This is a genomic window from Aminobacter sp. MSH1 (assembly GCF_003071665.1).
GTDB classification, from domain to species: Bacteria; Pseudomonadota; Alphaproteobacteria; order Rhizobiales; family Rhizobiaceae; genus Aminobacter; species Aminobacter niigataensis.
In genome coordinates this window covers 2,719,451-2,738,004 of the sequence record NZ_CP026265.1, presented here as the reverse complement: position 1 = coordinate 2,738,004, position 18,554 = coordinate 2,719,451, and the positions used below count along the sequence as shown (strand labels likewise).

Sequence of the window (18,554 nt, the reverse complement as noted above, 5' to 3'; positions counted from 1 at the left end):
GTCAGCGCGTCTTCAGCGCGACACGCGCATTGTACCAGTTCATGAACAGCGAGATCAGCACCGACAGGCCGAGATAGATGCCCATGAAGATGGCGATGGTCTCCATCGCCTGGCCGGTCTGGTTCATGATGGTGTTCGACACCATAACCAGGTCGGGATAGCCGATGGCGATGGCGAGCGAGCTGTTCTTGAACACGGAGAGATAGGTGTTGGTCAAAGGCGGGACGATGACCCTGAGCGCCTGCGGCAGCACCACCAGCCTGAGCGTGCGCGAACGCGGCAGGCCGAGCGCCTGCGCTGCTTCCCACTGGCCCCGGCTCACCGCCTGGATGCCGGCGCGGACGATCTCGGCGACGCTGGCCGACAGGTTGAGCATCAGGCCGAACAACAGCGCCACGAACTCCGGGCGGATCTGCAAGCCGCCGGTGAGGCGGAAGCGGCCGGCCTCCGGCGCACTCCACGACAGCGAGACCTGGCCGCTGGCCCAGACGGCAAGCGCCGGCAAGACAAGCAGGATGAGCGCGACGATCCAGCCGGCATTTGCCTGGCCGCTGGCGATGCGCCGGCGCCGGGCAACGCTGCGCACGACGAGTGCTGCGGCGATGCCGAGACCAAGTGCGGAAAGCACGAGTTCGAAACCGCTGTGCCATTCGAGCGATGGCACGGCCAGGCCGCTGTTGGACAGGAAGAAGCCGGGAACCAGCTGGATCGCCTGGCGGACAGGGGGAAACACCAGGATGATCAGGAAATACCACAAGAACAGGTAGAGCAGCAGCGGAACGTTGCGCAGCACCTCGACATAGGCAAGCATCAGCCGGCTGAGCAGCGGATTGGCCGACAGCCGGCCGATGCCGACGAAAACGCCGATGATGGTGCCGAAGAGTGCTGCGAGGAACGACACCTTGATGGTGTTGATCAGCCCGACGAGGATGGCGCGGGCAACCGTGTCAGTCGGCCCGTAGGCGATCGAGGTCTCGCTGATGGCGATGCCGGCCTGCCTGGACAGGAAGCCAAAGCCGGTGGCGATGTCCTGCCTGGCGAGGTTCGCACTCGCGGTGCGGTACATCACCCAGGCGGCGAGCAGCACCGCTGAAATGGCGACGAATTGGTAGAAGGCCGCGCGAAACCGCGTGTCGTTCAAAAACAGCATGAGCGCGCCGATGTCGTGTGAACAGGGAAGAAGGTCCGCGCCGGGTAACGGCGCGGACCTTGCAATTCTTAGCGGACCGGCGGCGCGTAGAGCAGGCCTCCGGCATTCCACTGCGTATTGGGCCCGCGCGTCATGCCGAGCTTGGTCTTTTCGCCGAGATTGCGGTCGAAGACCTCGGCGTAGTTGCCGACGCTCTTGATGACGTTGTAGCCCCACTTGTTGTCGAGGCCGAGCATCTTGCCGAGCTCGTCGGCACCGCCCAGCATGCGCTGGACCTCGGGGTCCTCGCTCTTCAGCATCTCGTCGACATTGGCCTGGGTGATACCCTTCTCCTCGGCCGCCATCAGCATCCACACCGACCACGAAACGATGTCTCGCCAGTTGGAATCGTTCTGCCGCACGGCGGGCGCCAGCGGCTCCTTGGAGATGGTTTCAGGCAACAGCACGTAGTCGTCGGGGTTGTTGGCGACAGCGCGGATCGACGCAAGGTCGGAACGGTCGGACGAGATCGCCTCGCAGCGGCCGGAGTAGAAGGCGGCGCGGTTCTCGTCGGGGCTCTCGAAAACGACCAGCTCGAACTTGCCGCCGATGGTGCGGAAGAAGTCGGTCAGGTTCTGCGAGGTGGTGGTGCCCGGCAGGGTGCAGATCGCGGCGTCGGTCAGTTCCTTGGCGGAAGCGACGCCGAGCGACTTGGGCACCAGCAGGCCCTGGCCGTCATAGAACACGGTCGGGCCAAAATCGATGCCGAGCGACGTCTCTCGCGAAAAAGTCGCCGTCGTCTGGCGCGACAGCACGTCGATCTCGCCCGACTGCAGCGCCTGGAAGCGCGTGTTGATGTTGGTCAGGACGAAGTCGACCTTGTCGGGATCGCCAAACACGGCAGCCGCGATCGAGCGGCAGATGTCGGCGTCAAAACCCTGCATGCGACCCTTGTCGTCTGCGGCGGCGAAGCCAGGAGTGCTGAGCGATACGCCGCAGATCAGCTTGCCGCGCGCCTTGACAGTGTCGAGCGTGGCCGATTGCGCGGCGGTGGCACCGACCATCAGTGCGGCGGTTGCGGCGCACAGCGCCAGGAATTTACGTTTCATGCTTCCCTCCCTCGATTGGCGATCGCAGGCCGCCGGCACCATTCTTCCCCCGGTGCCAACGTCGCCTCGATCTGTTGCGGGACTATGTATGCATATATTGTGTACGATGCGGAAGATGGGCTCGATACGAAATGTATACAATTAACCGCAGGTGTGAATAACCTCAGAACGCTCCAGAAAAGAGCGAGCGCACCTGGCCGGCAGTCAATGAGCAACCGCACGCCGCATGTCTGCAGAGCGCGCGCGTCGAAAGGCTAGACCTAGAGCTTCGTCCAGGCGGCGTTCTTCTTCGACGAGCGCACGCAGGCTTCGATGAAGGCGACGCCTTCGACGCCGTCCTGCACGGTCGGGTAGATGACGTCCTTGTCCGGCTTACCGCCCTTCCTGCGCGCCGCGCGGATGGCCCGCGCGGCTTCCTGGTAGATGTTGGCAAAACCTTCGAGATAGCCTTCGGGATGGCCCGAGGGCACGCGGGTGACGCGCGCTGCGGCGGGGCCGGAGCCGACGCCGCCGCGGGTGATCAGCTGCTTGGCCGCACCGAACGGCGTGTACCAGAGATAGTTCGGGTCGGCCTGCACCCATTCGATGCCGCCCCTGGAGCCGTAGACGCGCAGCTTGAGCCCGTTCTCGTGGCCTGGCGCCACCTGGCTGGCCCAGATCATGCCCTTGGCGCCGCCCTTGAAGCGCAGCATGACGTTGACGTTGTCGTCGAGCAGGCGGCCGGGCACGAAGGCGTCGAGATCGGCGGAGAGCGAGTCCAGCTCGAGCCCGCTGACGAAGCGGGCGAGATTGTAGGCGTGGGTGCCGATGTCGCCGGCGGCGCCGCCGGCGCCCGACTGCTTGGGATCGCCGCGCCACGACGCCTGCTTCTGGCCGGTGGCGGCGAGGTCCTCGGTCAGCCAGTCCTGCGGGTATTCGGCCTGGACGATCCTGATGTCGCCGAGCTGGCCCTTGGCAACCATCTCGCGCGCCTGCCGGATCATCGGATAGCCGGTGTAGTTGTGGGTGAGCACGAAGACCTTGCCGGTCTTCTCGACCAGTGCAGCCAGTTTCTTCGCCTCTGCCAGCGTCGCGGTCAGCGGCTTGTCGCAGATGACGTGGATGCCGGCTTCGAGGAACGCCTTGGCGGCAGGGAAATGGACGTTGTTGGGCGTGACGATGGCCACCGCCTCGATGCCGTCCGGACGTTTTGCCTCGGCCTTCGCCATCTCGGCGTACGAGGCGTAGCTGCGCTCGGGATCGAGCCCGATTTCGGCAGCCGAAGCCTTGGCCCGCTCGGGGTTGGACGACAGCGCGCCCGCCACGAGCTGGAAATCGCCGTCCATGCGCGCGGCGATGCGGTGCACGCCGCCGATGAAGGCGCCCTGCCCACCGCCGACCATGCCGTAGCGGATCGGGCCGCTGCCATTCCCGGATTTCGATGCACCGACCATGTCGTGTTCTCCCCTTGATATGTTGCCCCTCACCCGGCCTCCGCTTCGCTCGGCCGACCTAGAGAGGAGGTCTGAAGCAGCGCACTTGCCACTTCTCCCCGACAGGGAGAAGGTGGCCGCGGGACGTACGTCCTACTCGATCCCCATCATCGCCCGCAGCATCGCCCGATCGCTCGTTCCACCGGCAAAATCGTCGAAGGCCTTGTCGGTCACCCGGATGATGTGGCTTTCGATGAAAGGCGCGCCTTCGGCGGCACCGTCCTCGGGATGCTTGAGGCAGCATTCCCATTCGAGCACCGCCCAGCTGTCGTAGCCATATTGGGCGAGCTTCGAGAAGATGCCGGAGAAATCAACCTGGCCGTCGCCGAGCGAGCGGAAGCGGCCGGCACGGCCGAGCCAGCCCTGGTAGCCGGAATAGACGCCCTGGCGCCCCGTCGGGTTGAACTCGGCGTCCTTGACGTGAAACGCCTTGATGCGCTCGTGGTAGATGTCGATGAAGGCGAGATAGTCGAGCTGCTGCAACAGGAAATGCGACGGGTCGTAATTGATGTTGCAGCGCTTGTGGCCGCCGACCGCGTCGAGGAACATCTCGAAGGTGGCGCCGTCGAAGGTATCCTCGCCCGGATGCAGTTCGAAGCAAAGGTCGACGCCGGCCTCGTCATAGGCGTCGAGGATCGGCGTCCAGCGCTTGCCCAGCTCGGAAAACGCCTCCTCGATCAGGCCCGCCGGCCGCTGCGGCCACGGATAAAGATAGGGAAAAGCAAGCGCGCCGGTGAACGAAACGCAGGCCTTGAGGCCGAGATTCTGCGAAGCCCTGGCGCCAAGCTTCATCTGCTCGACCGCCCACTGCTGCCGCTCCTTCGGTTTGCCGTGCAAGGCCGCCGGCGCAAATCCGTCGAACTGCGCGTCATAGGCGGAGTGCACCGCCACCAGTTGCCCCTGGAGATGGGTCGACAGTTCGGTGATCTCGACGCCGGCCTCGGCGCAGACGCCCTTGATCTCGTCGCAATAGGTTTTCGACGTCGCCGCCTTCTCGAGATCGAATAGCCGCGCATCGGGCGTCGGGATCTGCACGCCCTTGTAGCCGAGCCCGCCGGCCCACGATGTAATCGATTTCAGTGAATTGAACGGCGCCGCATCGCCGGCGAACTGGGCGAGGAATATTGCTGGTCCCTTCATTGTCGACGGCATCTCTCAAAACTCCTCGTCCGATTCCGGCACGCACTGGTGCAGCGCCAAGATGACCACTATTCGGGCCGGCTCCGCAAGAGCCAGCGGCAGGCCGTTTCACTGGTCCCCGGCGCGCCAGCGGGTGAAAATGCCGTCGTCGGTGATCGGCACGGTCATCGCCTATCCTTTCAGCAAAGCCTCGACTGCCAGCCCGACCGAAAGCATGCGACGGTCGTGGCCGTGGCGGCCGACCAGCATCAGGCCCACCGGCAGGGCAGTGCCCGGCATCGGCAGCGACAGGGCGCAGAGGTCGAACTGGTTGGCGACCTGCGTGTTGCGCAGCAGGAGTCCCTCGATCCGGTCGCCATGGCGTTCGTCGGCCAGCATCTCGGCGATCGGCTGGGCGACGACAGGCGTGGTCGGCAGGACCATGAGGTCGACGACGGACAGCCGTGCGTCCATGGCGGCCACCAGTTCGGCGCGGCGGCGCATGGTCCTGATGTAGGCGACCGCCGGCACCTGCAGCGCCCGGCCGAGCCCGCCGCTGACATGCTGGTCGACAGCGACCTTGGCGCCCACCGACAGCCAGTCGGCATGGATCTCGGCGCCTTCGATGGCGGCGATCGAGGCCGTGCGCGTCGACTCGCGCAGGGCCAGCAGCAGGTCGTCAATGGCAAGGTCCTCGACCCGTGCGCCGGCTGCGGCAAGCCGCTTGAGCGACAGCTCAAAGGCGGCGGAAACGGTGGCGTCGCAATGCTCCATCAGCCGCCCGCGCGGCACGCCGATGCGCAGGCCAGACAGGGACAGCGGCGCAAGCGCGGAAAACTCCTTGCCGGCCATGACGGCGTCGGCAGCGATGCAAGCCCCGACCGTCCTTGCCAGCGGCCCGAGCGAATCGAGCGACGGCGACAAGGGAAACGCTCCGTCGAGCGGCACGCGCCGCGCCGTCGGCTTGAAGCCGACCACGCCGTTGAGCGCGGCCGGGATGCGCACCGAACCGCCGGTATCCGAGCCGATCGATATGTCGGAGGAGCCTTCGGCGGCGGAAACGCCGGCGCCCGACGACGAACCGCCGGGGATCAGCGCCGGATCGGCGGCATTGCCCGGCGTGCCGTAATGCGGGTTGATGCCGAGCGCGGTGAAGGCGAATTCGGTCATTGCCGTCTTGCCGATGATGACCGCCCCTGCCCGGCGCAGGCGCCGGACCACCAGCGCGTCCGCTTGCGCGGGCGCAGCATCCCGACGCATCAGCGAACCGGCAAGCGTCGGCTCGCCGGCGACGTCGAGCAGGTCCTTGATCGAAACGATGGCACCGTCGAGCGGTCCGAGCGATAGCCCTGCCCTGGCGCGCGCATCGGCAGCGTCGGCAGCCGCGCGCGCGGCCTCGGCATAAAGCTTCATGAACACGCGCTCGTCACCGGCGCGGGCGGCAAGCCGCCCAAGGATCGCTTCAAGCCGGTCGCGTGTCGTCATTCGGTCACCCATTGCTGGCAAGCGCTATCGTCGCGGCGACTGATAACACGCGCTGGCCCCATGCAATACGGTTGTCGGAAATCGCCAACGCCTTACATTCGCACGGCTTGATAATCGGAGCCGCCATGACCGCCCATCTGTTCTCGCCGATCACCCTCGGCCAGCTCGAACTCCCCAACCGCATCGCCGTTGCCCCGATGTGCCAGTATTCGGCCGACGATGGTTCCGCCACGGACTGGCACCTGCAGCACTGGATGAACCTGGCGATGTCCGGCGCCGGCATGATCACCGTCGAGATGACCGACGTCGAGCGCCGCGGCCGCATCAGCCATGGCTGCATGGGGCTCTACTCCGATGCCAACGAGGCGGCGGCGAAGCGGACGCTGGACGCCGCCAGGCGCGTGGCAACGCCCGGTGCGAAATTCGGCGTGCAACTGGCCCATGCCGGCCGCAAGGCCTCGAACCGTCGCCCTTGGGAAGGCGCGGGCCCGCTGGCGCCCAACGAGGATGCCTGGCCGGTGGTCTCTGCCTCGGCGATTGCCTATGCCGACGGCTGGCAGGTGCCGCATGCGCTGAACGAGGACGAGATCGAACAGACCATCGGACATTTCGTCGAGGCAGCGAAGCGGGCCGAGCGCGCCGGCTTCGACTTCATCGAGCTGCATTCGGCCCATGGCTACCTGCTGCACCAGTTCCTGTCGCCGCTGTCCAACCATCGCACCGACAAATGGGGCGGTTCGCTGGAAAACCGCATGCGCTTTGCCATCGAGATCGCCCGCCGCGTAGCCGATGCCGTACCCAACCTGATGCTCGGCGCGCGCATGTCGCTGACCGACTGGGTCGAGGGCGGCTTCACGCTCGACGAAGCCATCGAGGTGGCCAAGGCCTACCGCGATGCGGGAATCGCCTATATCTGCTGCTCCAGCGGCGGCAACTCCCCGCACCAGAGCCTGCGCACCGGCCCCGGCTACCAGGTTCATCTCGCCGAAGCCGTGAAGCAGGCGACCGGCATTCCGGTGCGTGCGGTGGGGATGATCGACCAGCCGGCCCAGGCCGATGCGATCGTGCGCGAAGGCCGCGCCGACATGGTGGCGCTGGGTCGCGCATTGCTTGCCGATCCACGCTGGCCCTGGCGCGCGGCGGCGACACTCGGCCACGAATTCCACGCCGCCCCGCAGCTGGCGCGCTCGGTGGCGTTGATGAAGCAGTGGGGCGCCGCAACCACGTGAATTTACCCAGGGTCTGGCGTGGCGGACGCTCCCTGCTGGATCAGGACGGCGTCGCTGCGCGATGATCTATCGTTCGGACCAGAAGATTCGGGGACAAAAATGAAGAAGAGCGTCGAGACGATCCGTGGCGACAGCGAAGGCATCGCCTACGAAATGCCGGTCTACCGCATCTCGGGATCGTCGACCGAGGCGCCCTCGGCCTATATCCAGGCGGCCCTTCATGGCGACGAACTGCCCGGTGTCGTTGCCATCGACGCATTGATGCCGAAACTGCGCAGGGCAGCCGCCGAAGGGCGCATTCGCGGCAACCTGACCATCGTGCCGCGGGCCAACCCGATCGGCGCCAACCAGCTGTTGTTCCATGCCGCGCAGGGGCGCTTCGATTTGGGCACGCGCACCAATTACAACCGCGATTTCCCGCTGCTCGACAGGCCGGACGTGTCGCTTCTGCCCGGCGACGATGTGGCGATGTCGGCCGACAAGCGCCTCAAGGCGCGGCTGCTCAAGCTTTCGGTCGGCCATGACATCGTGCTCGACCTGCACTGTGACGACGAAGGCGTCGCCTATCTCTACGTGCCGGAGGAGCTGTGGCCGGCGATGGAAGATTGCGCGGCGAACATGGGCGTCGACGCGGTGATCCTGTGGGGCGGGCAGTCGGGTTCCTCCTTCGACGAAGCGTCGCTGCACCCTTACCTCAAGATGCCGCGCCGGCAAGCCAGGCTCGAAAGCCGGGTCGTCACCACGGTCGAATATCGCGGCACCTCCGACGTCTATCCCGACATCGCCGAAGCCGATGGCGAAGGCCTTTACCGGCTCTTGGTGGCGCGCGGGGTGGTCGAGGACACGTCGGTCGAAACCAGGAAGGCATTCGACGGCGTGGTGGCGCCGATCGAGCATATCGAGATGGTGCCGGCAGCTTGCGCCGGCGCCATCCTCTACGACGTCAAGCCGGGCGACCGGGTCAAGGCGGGCACGCGCCTCGCCACCATCGTGCGCGCGCCCGGCGAGGATGGCGGCAGGGTCGAGGTGCTGGCGCCGCAGGACGGCTACATCCTGACCCGCCGCTCGCACCGCGCCACCCGCGCCGGCGACGACCTGGTCAAGCTGGTCGGCACGCGGCCGAGCAGTGACGCCCGGTCAGGCGCGCTGGAGGCTTAGGCGAATTGCCCGGGAGCGCGGGCACCCATGCTCCGACCATGACATGAGTTCATCATTCCCCGGCGCTATCGCGCTGCCGCGCGGAGCCATTGCGTCAGACTCGCCAGCGCCCGCTCCTGGCTGCGGCTGAACTTGATGGACAGGTAGTAGCTCGACCCTGTCGGCATCGGCTCACCGTATACCCTTTGCAACGTTCCTTCGGCGATACCCCGTTCGCCAAGGAAGTCAGGAACCAGCGCCGCGCCAATGCCGGCTCGGGCCATGTCGAACGCCAGTTGGTAATGCGTGCACAGCCTCCAGCTCTCCTTCTGGAAGGTCGAAAGCTCGAGGCCGTTGTGACGACAGTAATCGATCCAATCGGCGCCTACCGCAGACGGCGAAACTTCGGTCGTAATCAAGGGGCACGGCCAGGGGCCCAGATCTGGGGGAGCGACGGCGATCAGGTGGTCCCGTTTGAGCAGAACGCTCCGATATCCGCGCTGCGAAGGCACGGACGTGATGAAAGCATCGGCCACCCTGTCGCTTAGCTCATCTTCCTCGCTGACCGTGATGAGCTGCAGATCGATGTCGGGGTGCCGGGCGAAGAACTCGGGCAGCCGCTGGACCAGCCAGCCGCTGGCGAAGGTCCCATAGGCGGCAAGGCGCACCGTTCCATTGGCCGCTCCGACGACCTGCGCCGCCGAGCGCTCGATGAGATCGAACGCACGATCGAGTTCCAGCGCCAGGCGCCGCCCCGCCTCGGTCAGCACGAGGCCGCGCCCCTGCCGCTCCACCAGCCTCTCGCCAAGTTCTTCGCTCAGGCGCCGGATCTGGTGACTGACAGCACTTTGCGTCACGCCAAGCTCCTGGGCCGCATGGGAAACGGAAAGATGCCGTGCAACGGCTTCAAAGGACTGAAGCGCCCGTAAATGGGGCATCGACCGCTTTTTCGTCATGACACATGAATTCCACTCAAGTGAGTAGACTGGAATTCATTATCTTCACCTATGTCAATGCTCTAGATCATTGCCCCACAGTCGATCGGCTTGCGCGGGAGACATAGCGATCCGACTTCGCATCTATTGCTGGACTGGAATTCCTGAAGTGACGCCAATGACCAAGCCCCTGCGCATCAACAGCCCGACGTTGGAACCGGAGGACGGGGAGTATCTGGCCCAATGCCAGTTCGCGCTCGAACCCTCGCTGGTCAAGCTCCTGAGCATTGCGGAAATGGCAGGATGGAACAGGACCCATGTCGTGATGGCGGCGCTGACACTCTGCGCGGAACTTGCCGAGCTGCCTGAAGGTCCTCAGGCTCTCCAGTGAATTGTCAGAGTCAGGCCCGGTCCCGACAGTTCCTCGCGATCGCCGACAACACGTTGGCGACCGGCCAGATAGCGGGCTCGAACTGGTTCGCCCCCCTGACGAGCCATCAGTTCGGCAGGGTATCCTTGAAGATGCGGCCATCCTTCATGATGACCAGGAAACTCGTCTCGGGGTTGGCGACCAGTTGGAGATCCTCGAGCGGATTGCCGTCGACAAGGAGCAGATCGGCCAGCGCGCCTTCCTCCACCACGCCCAGCCTTCCGGGATAAGGGTTGCGCTTCCCGGAAAGTGTCAGCAGTTCGGCATTGGTCCCGGTCGCCATCACGAGGGCTTCGGCAGGTGTGTACCAGCGGATGAGCGAAGCAAGGATTGCGCCCTGCTGCCGCGCCAGATCGCGGGAGAACAATACGTCCGTCCCCCATGCCGTCTTGATCTTGTACTTCTTCGCCAGTTCGTATGTCCGGCCGATGCCCGGCCACACCTCTTCCGCCTTGGCCCGCTCGACCGAGCCTTCCCGAAGACCCAGCCTCATCATCTCCGGAAGCGGCTGCAAGCTCAGCCAGATATCCTTCTCGGCGATCAGCTTGGCGGTTTCCTCGTCCATGAGGAAGCCGTGTTCGATGCATTTCACGCCGGCCGCGATTGCCATTTTGATCGCGTCCGTCGTGAAGGCGTGCGCAATGACGTAGGTGCCCCAATTCTCGGCGATCTCGACCGCGGCCCGCAATTCGGGTTCGGTGAAGGTGGTGACATCGAGCGGGCTGAATGGCGAGGACACGCCGCCGCCGGCTGTTAGCTTGACGTGGGCGGCCCCTTGCATGAACTGCTCGCGGACACGCAAGCGCACCTCATCCGGGCTGTCCACGACTATGCTGCCTCCGTTTCTCTCCATGGGCGTGAACGGGCCGCCGATCGTCCGCGGCAGGTCGCTGAATTGCCGGAAGTCGCCATGTCCGCTGGTCACCGTGATCATGGCGCCGGATGGATAGATGCGCGGTCCCACGACGATTCCGCTGTCTATCGCGCGCTTGAGACCGAACACCGGACCGCCCACGTCGCGCACCGTCGTGAAGCCACGCATCAACGTATGCGTTGCCTCGTCGCCTGCGGCGAGATTGGCAAAGCCGATGTCGCTCATTGCCTCTGCCGGGGTCGACGCGATCAGCATCGCGTGCCAGTGCGCATCGATCAGGCCGGGCATCAGCACGCGGCCGCCGCCCGCTATCACCTTTGCGCCCGCCGCCTCGATGGGGGCGGTCGAGATGCGCTCGATGAGGTTGCCGTTGACCAGCACATTCGACGTCGGCGACAGCGTGCTTGCCTTGCCGTCGAATATCCTGACGTTTTCGAACAGGACGGTACCTGTCGGCGCGACGAGAGGCTCGGCCGGCGCCGCGACGGGGTAGTCATGCGCCAGACTGGCGCCACCAAGGCCGGCAAGGAGAGCGGGAACAAGGAGGAGGAAGCTCAGCAGGTAGGTTCGTATGCCCGTGATCTTGTGGATCCTCAACATCGGTTGCGGATGGGAAGAAGGAAGCGGCCCCTATCGATTGGCTCTTGTCAAACGACACTGCCAACTGAAGACAGTGCGCGCCCTTCATGGCTGCAATCTTGCCACGACTTTGGCATGGCCGCGCTGAACTATCCACCCACGGCGGCGGCTGGGCGCAATGATGGCTGATCCTGGCCTACCCTGGCCCCGCATCGTCATGCGGCCCGCCCCTGCCGGTCTTCACAGGCGTGCCCTGCAAGCGTTGTCACTGGTGCTGGCTGACCAGCACCACGCCGAGCCCGATCAGGATCGAGCCGCAGGCCTTGGGAACCATCCACTCCGCCTTGCCTTTGCTAACCCGGCCAAGTGCCAGCGAGGCGATGCCGACGGCCGCCACGTCGGCCATCGAGAATACGAGATTGACGATCATGCCGAGGATCATGAACTGGAGCCACAGCGGCATGGTCGCCGCCGGATCGACGAATTGCGGCAGGAAGGTCAGGAAGAACAGCACGGTCTTCGGATTGAGCACCTCGACCACGATGCTGTCGCGCAGCGTGCTCGACCCTGCATCGCCATTGTCTTCCGAGGTCTTGTTCCAGCCGAGGAACATGGTGACACCGAGCCACACCAGATAGGCAGCGCCCGCAAGCTTGATGGCCTCGTAGACGACGGGCGCATGGGTGATGAGCGAGGCCAGGCCGGCGGTCGCCGCAACGATGTGCACGTAGCAGCCGAGGTGAATGCCGAGCGCGGCCATCAGCCCGGCCTGGCGGCCATGCGCCAGGGTCTGCGCGGTCATGTAGAGGATCGCGGGGCCCGGCATGCAGGCGAAGGCAAGCGTTGCGACAGCGAACGGAACCAAAAGCTCCAGCGACAACATCACGGCTCCTCCCCCGACGATTTGGCCGCTGGGAGGAATAGGCGTGGCTCCGGCGCGAAAACATACGGCAGGTGCCGTATTTGGTTCGCCCGCGCTTTCGACCAATGTGGAGATGGTTAAGGCAATACTACCAGGACTGCCGCGTTCAGCCCGCGGGCAACCCCAGGCGAACCGCATAGGTGGTCAGTTCGGCGGCGCTATGGAGATCGAGTTTGCGCATCAGGTTTTCCCGGTGCTTGCGGGCGGTCAAGGGACTGATGCCCAACCGTTCGGCCACCTCGCGCGCGGTCATGCCATGCGCCACCAGCCCCAGGATCTGACGCTCGCGTCGCGTGAGCGGGATCGGCGACACGATTTCCTGCGTGGGCCCGCCGTTTCGGCTCGGCTCGCTGATCGCGAAGCGGACGGTTCGCGCCAGATATGTTCCGCCCTTCTTCACCGCCTCGATGGCCGCCCCCAGTTCCTCGGGATCGCCGTCCTTGGTCAGATAGGCGCTGGCGCCCGCCTCGATCGCGGCACGCACAGTCCGCGGCTCGATGTTTGCGGTCAGGACCAGGATCTTCATGCGGGGCGCCAAGGCGCTGATGTCGGAGATGAACTGTATGCCGGCCACGCCCGGCATGCCGAGATCGAGGATCAGCAGGTCCGCGCGCGCCTCCCGGACATGCCTCAACAAAGCCTCGCCATCTGCTGCCTCGGCAACGATGGAGACGTTGTCCATTGTTGAGATGAGCAGCTTGAGGCCCTCGCGGACAATGGCATGGTCGTCGGCGAGGATGGCGGTGAGTGGGCGATTCATGCGGCGACCATAACAGGCTTATCTGTCCGGTCGCCAACCTATGGGAAACAAGTTGCAGATAGATCAATCGTCACGGGTGCGACTGTCGGGTCAATATCCATCCGGAAGCCGGAGACATACGATGCAGGAAGCCAAGATACGCCATGCCCTCATCGAGCTTCTGTATCGCAATTCCTATGGCGTGGTCATCTCCAACATCGTCATTTCGCTGGCAGCCGTATACGTGCTCAGCAATGCCGTTTCCACGACTTGGCTGGCCACCTGGTTAGGTGCGCTGTATCTGCTTACCGCAACACGCGTCCTTGCGTCGCGCAGCTTCTTTCGGCGCAGGTTGGATTCCGGCTCGCTCATGCCCTGGGCATGGCTCGCGGCAGGTTTTTCGTGGGTATCGGGCCTCCTATGGGGCGCGCTCGGTTGGGCCGGCTTCCTGCCCGAGGAACCGGCCGTGCTGTCCTTCACCGTCATCGTGCTGACTGGCCTCGTCTGCGGCACGGTGCCGTCGCTGTCGGCCTTCCCGCCGGCTCTCATCGGTTCGATCCTCGCAACCGTCATCCCCGTTGCCATTCGCTGCATCACCGCCGAAAGCGACTTCTCCGGCGCCTTCCTGTTTTTGCTCGCGTCGCTTGTGGCCATCAATTTCTACTATTGCCGCATCACGTATCGCATGTTGCGCGAAACCATCAGCCTGCGCCTGGAGAACGAAAGCCTGGTCGTGCACCTGGAGGAGGAGCGCGACCGCGCACAAACGGCCGATCGTGCCAAGACGCGTTTCCTCGCGGCGGCCAGCCACGACCTGCGCCAGCCGATCCATGCTTTAAGCCTGCTGGTCTCGACGCTCGCCATGCTGGGGCAGCGCGGCGACGTGCCTTCGGGCGACGCCCGCAACCTGGCAAGCCGGGCTAAGTCGGTCGTCGGCAACCTCAGCGGGCTGCTGAACGCATTGCTCGACATCTCCAAGCTCGACGCTGGCATTGTCACCGTCACCCCCGAGACGGTGCCGTTGCGCCAGCTTTTCCGCGACCTCCACGACGAATTTGCCGGGGAAGCGAAACAGCGCGGCCTCGCATGGCGCGTGGCCGACAGCAGCCTGAGGGTCGAAAGCGACCCGATGATGCTCAGGCGGATCCTCAACAACCTCGTGTCGAACGCGTTTCGCTACACCACGGAAGGCAGCGTCCTGCTCGGCTGCCGCAGGCGCGGCAGTCTTGTGGAAATACAGGTCCTGGACACAGGCCCGGGAATTCCCGGGGATCAGCAGACAATGGTCTTCGAGGAATTCGTGCAATTGCAGAATCCGGCCCGCGACAGGACGCAAGGCCTAGGCCTGGGGCTCGCGATCGTCCGCCGCACGGCCCAACTGCTGAAGCATCCGCTCAGGCTGGTCTCAACGCCGGGCCGCGGCTCCATGTTCTCGATCGCGGTTCCCAATATCCGCACGACGGCAGCACCTCGGCCCGTCGAGGCAATGCCTCCCGCCGGCATTGCCGCCGGCATCATGGTCGTCGAGGACGAAAGCGACGTTCTCGACGCGATGGTGCAGCTGCTCAGCCTGGAAGGGCATCGGGTCTATGCCGGCCGCTCCGCCGCCGAAGCGCAAGGCGCCCATGCCAAGGCATTGGCCGCCGGCGAAGCTCCTGTCGACCTGATCGTCGCCGACTACCGCCTCGCGGACGGCGTCACCGGCTTCGATGCGATCCAGGCTCTTCGCGCCCATGTCGGACGCTCCGTTCCCGCCATCATCGTCACCGGCGATACCTCGCCGGCACGGCTCAAGGAGGTCAGCGCCAGCGGGGCTCGCATTCTCCACAAGCCGATCACCGGCGAGGACCTGCGGGAAGCGATCCTCGCCGCATGCCGGCGTGGCTAGTGGGTTGATCGAGAAAGGGGCTGGTCGCTACTCGACGCGTTCAGCCCCGCTGGAGGGCAGATTTTCCGGCTACTGGTCGAATGCCGACAGCCAGTCCGCATCGATCTTGCGGTTCAGGCAGTAGTCGCGCAGACGGTTGCGCGTCTTGTCGGTCTTTCCGAGCCCGAGATAGCGCGCTGCGTTGCGCCAGTAGATGTTCTGCTGTTGCTCGGGCGTGTAACCAGTAGCTGTCAGCTGCGCGCCGAGCCGGGACATGTAGTTGTTGTTGTCCAGTTCCTTGGCGATCATCGTCCAATCCGTACCGTAGAGCAGATGCCGGACATCAGGGTCGTAGCGTGACTGGAACTGCTTGAGATATCCCCTGATCTCGGAGCGCGTCCGGTCATCGAACTGCGGACTGGTCAGTTCGTAGAGGTAGCCGAGATCGGCAAAGAGATGTTCCCTGCCGTCCTCTGATATCGTCTTACCGACGATGAACTCCCAGGCGTCCTTCCCAAAAGCGTCCTTGGAACATCTCTTTGGCGTCGGCTGGGTGCGCAATTCGTCGAAGCTGCCGAAATGAGCCAGATTGACGCGCAATTTCGGAAATTCGCGCAATGCCTCTCGCCACCAGGACGGGCTGGCCCGATGGCCGTAGCCGCAAAGCGAGCCGAGGCTGTTTTCCGCATGCGCCATGATTGGCACGTCGTTCGATTCACACCATGCGTACAGCCTGCGAAGCGCGGTCTCCATCCCTCTCGGCGCGCCCTTGGGAAACTTGATCTCTCCATTACCGAACGCCTGGAAACCCATTGGCGGGTAGAGCTTTACCCCGACAAAGCCGCAGTCGAGAATTGCCCGCTTGACCAGCTTCAGCGAGCCGCCGCCCTCGGCCTCACGCCATGGATCGAAACCGACGAAGCTGTGCATGTGCAGCTCGGTTGTGCGCGCGATCTGGACCTGAAGCAGGTCCATGACCTCTATTTGCTCGGCGATGGATGACCGTGCACGGCTGTTTCCGAGCCAGTTCTCCATGTCGAGGAAGCTTGGCGTCACCAAGGAAACGCAACCCGACGGGGCAAAGACGCGAAGGTATTCGCGTGCAATGGCTTCCCGATCGTCGAGCAGCAAAAGCGCGAAATAGATGTAGCGCTGCATTTCGCTTGGCTGGCGCTGCAGGTCGTTGGCTAGCCCGATCGCGCCTACGCGGGACAACGCCCGGGATCGGCTGAACGCCTGCGGCCTGGCGGCATCCTTGGCCAACTGCTCCATCAGCGCCGGATAATCGGGTTCGACGTCAAGACCTTCGACACCCCTGCCGAAGGTTTCGATGCCTCTTGCCCGGCGGTCCATTTCCTGGATTGCGTCAGCAAGTATCTGGGTCTTGCGCTGCTGCACCACGGAAGCAGGCTCGAGCGGTGTCCCGGACCGCAACCGGGCAGCTTCGGTGGGCGCGTCCTTCGCGCCGCGGCTCAGGATATCGACCAGAAACGCGATCAGGCCATTGAAGAGCCCTTTCGTCTGGACGTCGGCCCGCGGTAAGAACTCATCGCGCAACTCGCCGAGAGCGACATATTCGACGAAGCCTCGCACCGGCACGTCCGAGGCATTGAAGAAGTGACAGTGGACGTCGATCACAGGATCGGCAGATGTCAGCGCACAGCGCCCGGGCTCGGGGCGCCAGCGCGCGCAGCCTGGAGTCACCGACAGCGCTGCGGCCGCACCGAGCAGCCACAGCAAGCCACGGCGATCCACGACCCTTGGCCTGTCGAATGATCCCGCCATGCCGAACCCGTCCCCACAAGTTCACCAAGGGGCATCCTGCGGCGACAACGGCAAAGAGTCGATACGGGTTGTGAACGGCGAACGACGGGAGGTATGGGAACGCCCGTCTCGCGCTTGCCGTCAGCCCTCGGCCCCGTACACCAGCCTGTCCTGCCTTGCGCGCAGCTCCGCGATCTTCGAGCCGGGGGCGACGGCAGCGTTGGCGGTGGTGATCAACTCGCCCTTCCTGATCGGCGCCGTCACGGTGCCACCCTGCAGCAGGCCGCAGGGGATGGCCTTGGCCGTGCGGGCTTCCGGCGCGGTCATGATCCACGACCGGTAGCAATATTCGCCGATGGCATCGAGCTTTTCGCCCGGCTGCATGTCCTTCTTGGCCACGGCGCAGACGTCGGCGACCGGCTTCGACAGCGGCACCATGTCGGCCTTGCCGTGCAGCACGACGCGGGCACAGGTCAGCGGCACCTCGAGCGAAGTCAGGTGATAGGGACGATGGAAGGTGAAGTAAGGCCCCTCGCCGACCTTGAGGTCTTCCATGCGCTCGCGGATGCGCGGATGCGACATCTCGGCGATGACGAACACGCCGGGGGCGACGCCCTTGCCGATCGAATAGTCGACGACGCCGACCTTTGTCAGCACGCCGCCGTCCTTTTGCGGCACCAGCACCTTGTTGAGTTCGGGCAAAGTGGCCGAAGGTCCGTGCATGCCAGCCTTGTCGGGTACCAGGCCCGTGGCGTTGGCGATCGCCGCCATCTCGACCATCGTCTTCGAGCCGTCGACGAACTCGACCAGCATGCGCACGTTCATGTTGCGGCGCTTGGCCTCCTCGGCATAGTCGTCGGGGATGGCGTCGATGTTGAGCGGATTGTTCTTGCCCTTGCCGGCGGCGACGATGGTGTGGCCCATCGCCGAGACGAACTCGATCAGTTCCATGCAGGACGATGGTTCGTCGCCGGCGCCGAGCGAATAGGTGACGCCGAGCCTGGCTGCCTCGCTCTTGAGATAGGCGCCGATGGTGACGTCGGCCTCGACATTCATCATCACCAGGTGCTTGCCGTGCTCCATGGCGCGCAGGCCGATCTCGGCGCCGACTGCCGGAACGCCTGTCGCATCGATGACGACGTCGATCAGGCCGCTGTTGAGGATGAGGTCGGCATCGTTGGTCACGGCGATCTTGCCGCTTTCCATCGCGTCGGCGAGTGCCGAGGTGCTCGTCGCCTCGCGCGCATGCCCGCTTTCCTGATAGGCGATCTCGGCCGCCTTGAACGCGCGCTCGGGGTGGAACTCGGAAATGGCGCCAACCGCGATGCCAGGCATATGCGCCACCTGCGACACGATATCGGTGCCCATTTCGCCGCAGCCGATCAGGCCGATGCGGATCGGCTTGCCCGACTTTTCGCGCTCGACGAGATCGCGCGTCAAGCCCACCGGAGCGACGTTGATGGTCATCTGATTGATCTCCCGAAGAAGCGAAGCATATGTATCTAACGCTCGACCGGTATTGAATTATGGCCGGGTGTCAACCTGAATGTCCCTGCCCGCCGCGCGATGGCCCAGAGCCGTTTGTCAGCAGATCGCTGACCGCAAGCTGTTCGGCCTGCGGTAATGCCGCTAAACTCCTCTCTTCCGCCCGATGGACGGGCAGCACCGGAGAGGAGCCGGTGCGCCGGCAAGCAAGCCCCAGGCGGATGAGAACGCCATATATTCGAATGCGATAGCCGCCGATCCGGATTCAATTTCTGAGGT

15 protein-coding genes are annotated in these 18,554 nt (G+C 64.6%); 4 read left to right on the top strand and 11 right to left on the bottom strand.

The annotated features are described in order from the left end of the window. Window position 1: 1 nt before the first annotated feature. From CO731_RS13550 to CO731_RS13530, 5 genes are all read right to left on the bottom strand, one after another. Window positions 2-1,150, bottom strand: a complete 1,149-nt coding sequence (locus CO731_RS13550; protein ID WP_108607558.1) for an ABC transporter permease subunit — start codon at window positions 1,148-1,150, stop codon at window positions 2-4. 68 nt (window positions 1,151-1,218) lie between these two features. Next, window positions 1,219-2,238 (bottom strand): amino acid ABC transporter substrate-binding protein, encoded by a 1,020-nt coding sequence (locus tag CO731_RS13545; RefSeq protein WP_108607557.1) that lies wholly within the window; start codon window positions 2,236-2,238, stop codon window positions 1,219-1,221. Between the two features lie 260 nt (window positions 2,239-2,498). Then, window positions 2,499-3,671, bottom strand: a complete 1,173-nt coding sequence (locus tag CO731_RS13540; RefSeq protein ID WP_108607556.1) for a Gfo/Idh/MocA family oxidoreductase — start codon at window positions 3,669-3,671, stop codon at window positions 2,499-2,501. Between the two features lie 132 nt (window positions 3,672-3,803). Further along, entirely contained in the window at window positions 3,804-4,862 is a 1,059-nt protein-coding gene (locus CO731_RS13535) for a sugar phosphate isomerase/epimerase (protein ID WP_108607555.1), read from the bottom strand. A 159-nt stretch (window positions 4,863-5,021) separates the two neighbouring features. Next, window positions 5,022-6,314, bottom strand: a complete 1,293-nt coding sequence (locus tag CO731_RS13530; RefSeq protein WP_108607554.1) for an amidase — start codon at window positions 6,312-6,314, stop codon at window positions 5,022-5,024. A 125-nt stretch (window positions 6,315-6,439) separates the two neighbouring features. Between CO731_RS13530 and CO731_RS13525 the strand changes: the two genes are divergently transcribed. Next, window positions 6,440-7,543 carry an NADH:flavin oxidoreductase/NADH oxidase gene (locus tag CO731_RS13525; protein ID WP_108607553.1) on the top strand — a complete coding sequence of 368 codons (1,104 nt, stop codon included), beginning with the start codon at window positions 6,440-6,442 and terminating at the stop codon, window positions 7,541-7,543. Between the two features lie 99 nt (window positions 7,544-7,642). Beyond that, the gene (locus CO731_RS13520) at window positions 7,643-8,701 is read left to right on the top strand and encodes a succinylglutamate desuccinylase/aspartoacylase family protein (protein ID WP_108607552.1); all 1,059 of its coding nucleotides are present in this window, start codon (window positions 7,643-7,645) and stop codon (window positions 8,699-8,701) included. Between the two features lie 65 nt (window positions 8,702-8,766). Here CO731_RS13520 and CO731_RS13515 read toward each other — a convergent pair whose 3' ends face one another. Then, window positions 8,767-9,636: a LysR substrate-binding domain-containing protein gene (locus CO731_RS13515; RefSeq protein WP_108607551.1), complete on the bottom strand. Its 870-nt coding sequence runs from the start codon at window positions 9,634-9,636 to the stop codon at window positions 8,767-8,769. A gap of 157 nt (window positions 9,637-9,793) precedes the next feature. Between CO731_RS13515 and CO731_RS13510 the strand changes: the two genes are divergently transcribed. Then, window positions 9,794-10,006: a hypothetical protein gene (locus tag CO731_RS13510; protein ID WP_108607550.1), complete on the top strand. Its 213-nt coding sequence runs from the start codon at window positions 9,794-9,796 to the stop codon at window positions 10,004-10,006. Window positions 10,007-10,112: 106 nt separating this feature from the next. Here CO731_RS13510 and CO731_RS13505 read toward each other — a convergent pair whose 3' ends face one another. From CO731_RS13505 to CO731_RS13495, 3 genes are all read right to left on the bottom strand, one after another. Then, on the bottom strand, window positions 10,113-11,519 hold the full coding sequence (locus tag CO731_RS13505) for an amidohydrolase family protein (protein WP_108607549.1): 1,407 nt from the start codon (window positions 11,517-11,519) through the stop codon (window positions 10,113-10,115). 244 nt (window positions 11,520-11,763) lie between these two features. Then, window positions 11,764-12,381 (bottom strand): LysE family translocator, encoded by a 618-nt coding sequence (locus tag CO731_RS13500; protein WP_108607548.1) that lies wholly within the window; start codon window positions 12,379-12,381, stop codon window positions 11,764-11,766. Between the two features lie 145 nt (window positions 12,382-12,526). After that, window positions 12,527-13,180, bottom strand: a complete 654-nt coding sequence (locus tag CO731_RS13495) for a response regulator transcription factor (protein ID WP_108607547.1) — start codon at window positions 13,178-13,180, stop codon at window positions 12,527-12,529. 121 nt (window positions 13,181-13,301) lie between these two features. Here CO731_RS13495 and CO731_RS13490 point away from each other — a divergent pair, with 121 nt between their 5' ends. Beyond that, window positions 13,302-15,047 (top strand): ATP-binding protein, encoded by a 1,746-nt coding sequence (locus CO731_RS13490; RefSeq protein ID WP_108607546.1) that lies wholly within the window; start codon window positions 13,302-13,304, stop codon window positions 15,045-15,047. Between the two features lie 69 nt (window positions 15,048-15,116). Here the strand turns inward: CO731_RS13490 and CO731_RS13485 are convergent, their stop codons facing one another. Further along, a complete protein-coding gene (locus CO731_RS13485) occupies window positions 15,117-16,811 on the bottom strand; it encodes an amidohydrolase family protein (RefSeq protein ID WP_108607545.1) in 1,695 nt (564 codons plus the stop codon). Window positions 16,812-16,931: 120 nt separating this feature from the next. Continuing rightward, window positions 16,932-18,257, bottom strand: coding sequence for an NAD(P)H-dependent oxidoreductase (locus CO731_RS13480; RefSeq protein ID WP_108607544.1), 1,326 nt, complete (start codon window positions 18,255-18,257; stop codon window positions 16,932-16,934). Between the last annotated feature and the right edge of the window lie 297 nt (window positions 18,258-18,554).

Excerpts from the sequence above, each read along its gene's own strand:
- CO731_RS13545 (WP_108607557.1), bottom strand. The coding sequence starts at position 2,238 with ATGAAACGTAAATTCCTGGCGCTGTGCGCCGCAACCGCCGCACTGATG.
- CO731_RS13525 (WP_108607553.1), top strand. The coding sequence starts at position 6,440 with ATGACCGCCCATCTGTTCTCGCCGATCACCCTCGGCCAGCTCGAACTC.
- CO731_RS13530 (WP_108607554.1), bottom strand. The coding sequence starts at position 6,314 with ATGACGACACGCGACCGGCTTGAAGCGATCCTTGGGCGGCTTGCCGCC.
- CO731_RS13500 (WP_108607548.1), bottom strand. The coding sequence starts at position 12,381 with ATGTTGTCGCTGGAGCTTTTGGTTCCGTTCGCTGTCGCAACGCTTGCC.
- CO731_RS13490 (WP_108607546.1), top strand. The coding sequence starts at position 13,302 with ATGCAGGAAGCCAAGATACGCCATGCCCTCATCGAGCTTCTGTATCGC.
- CO731_RS13520 (WP_108607552.1), top strand. The coding sequence starts at position 7,643 with ATGAAGAAGAGCGTCGAGACGATCCGTGGCGACAGCGAAGGCATCGCC.
- CO731_RS13505 (WP_108607549.1), bottom strand. The coding sequence starts at position 11,519 with ATGTTGAGGATCCACAAGATCACGGGCATACGAACCTACCTGCTGAGC.
- CO731_RS13540 (WP_108607556.1), bottom strand. The coding sequence starts at position 3,671 with ATGGTCGGTGCATCGAAATCCGGGAATGGCAGCGGCCCGATCCGCTAC.
- CO731_RS13480 (WP_108607544.1), bottom strand. The coding sequence starts at position 18,257 with ATGACCATCAACGTCGCTCCGGTGGGCTTGACGCGCGATCTCGTCGAG.
- CO731_RS13495 (WP_108607547.1), bottom strand. The coding sequence starts at position 13,180 with ATGAATCGCCCACTCACCGCCATCCTCGCCGACGACCATGCCATTGTC.
- CO731_RS13515 (WP_108607551.1), bottom strand. The coding sequence starts at position 9,636 with ATGACGAAAAAGCGGTCGATGCCCCATTTACGGGCGCTTCAGTCCTTT.
- CO731_RS13550 (WP_108607558.1), bottom strand. The coding sequence starts at position 1,150 with ATGCTGTTTTTGAACGACACGCGGTTTCGCGCGGCCTTCTACCAATTC.
- CO731_RS13510 (WP_108607550.1), top strand. The coding sequence starts at position 9,794 with ATGACCAAGCCCCTGCGCATCAACAGCCCGACGTTGGAACCGGAGGAC.
- CO731_RS13485 (WP_108607545.1), bottom strand. The coding sequence starts at position 16,811 with ATGGCGGGATCATTCGACAGGCCAAGGGTCGTGGATCGCCGTGGCTTG.
- CO731_RS13535 (WP_108607555.1), bottom strand. The coding sequence starts at position 4,862 with ATGCCGTCGACAATGAAGGGACCAGCAATATTCCTCGCCCAGTTCGCC.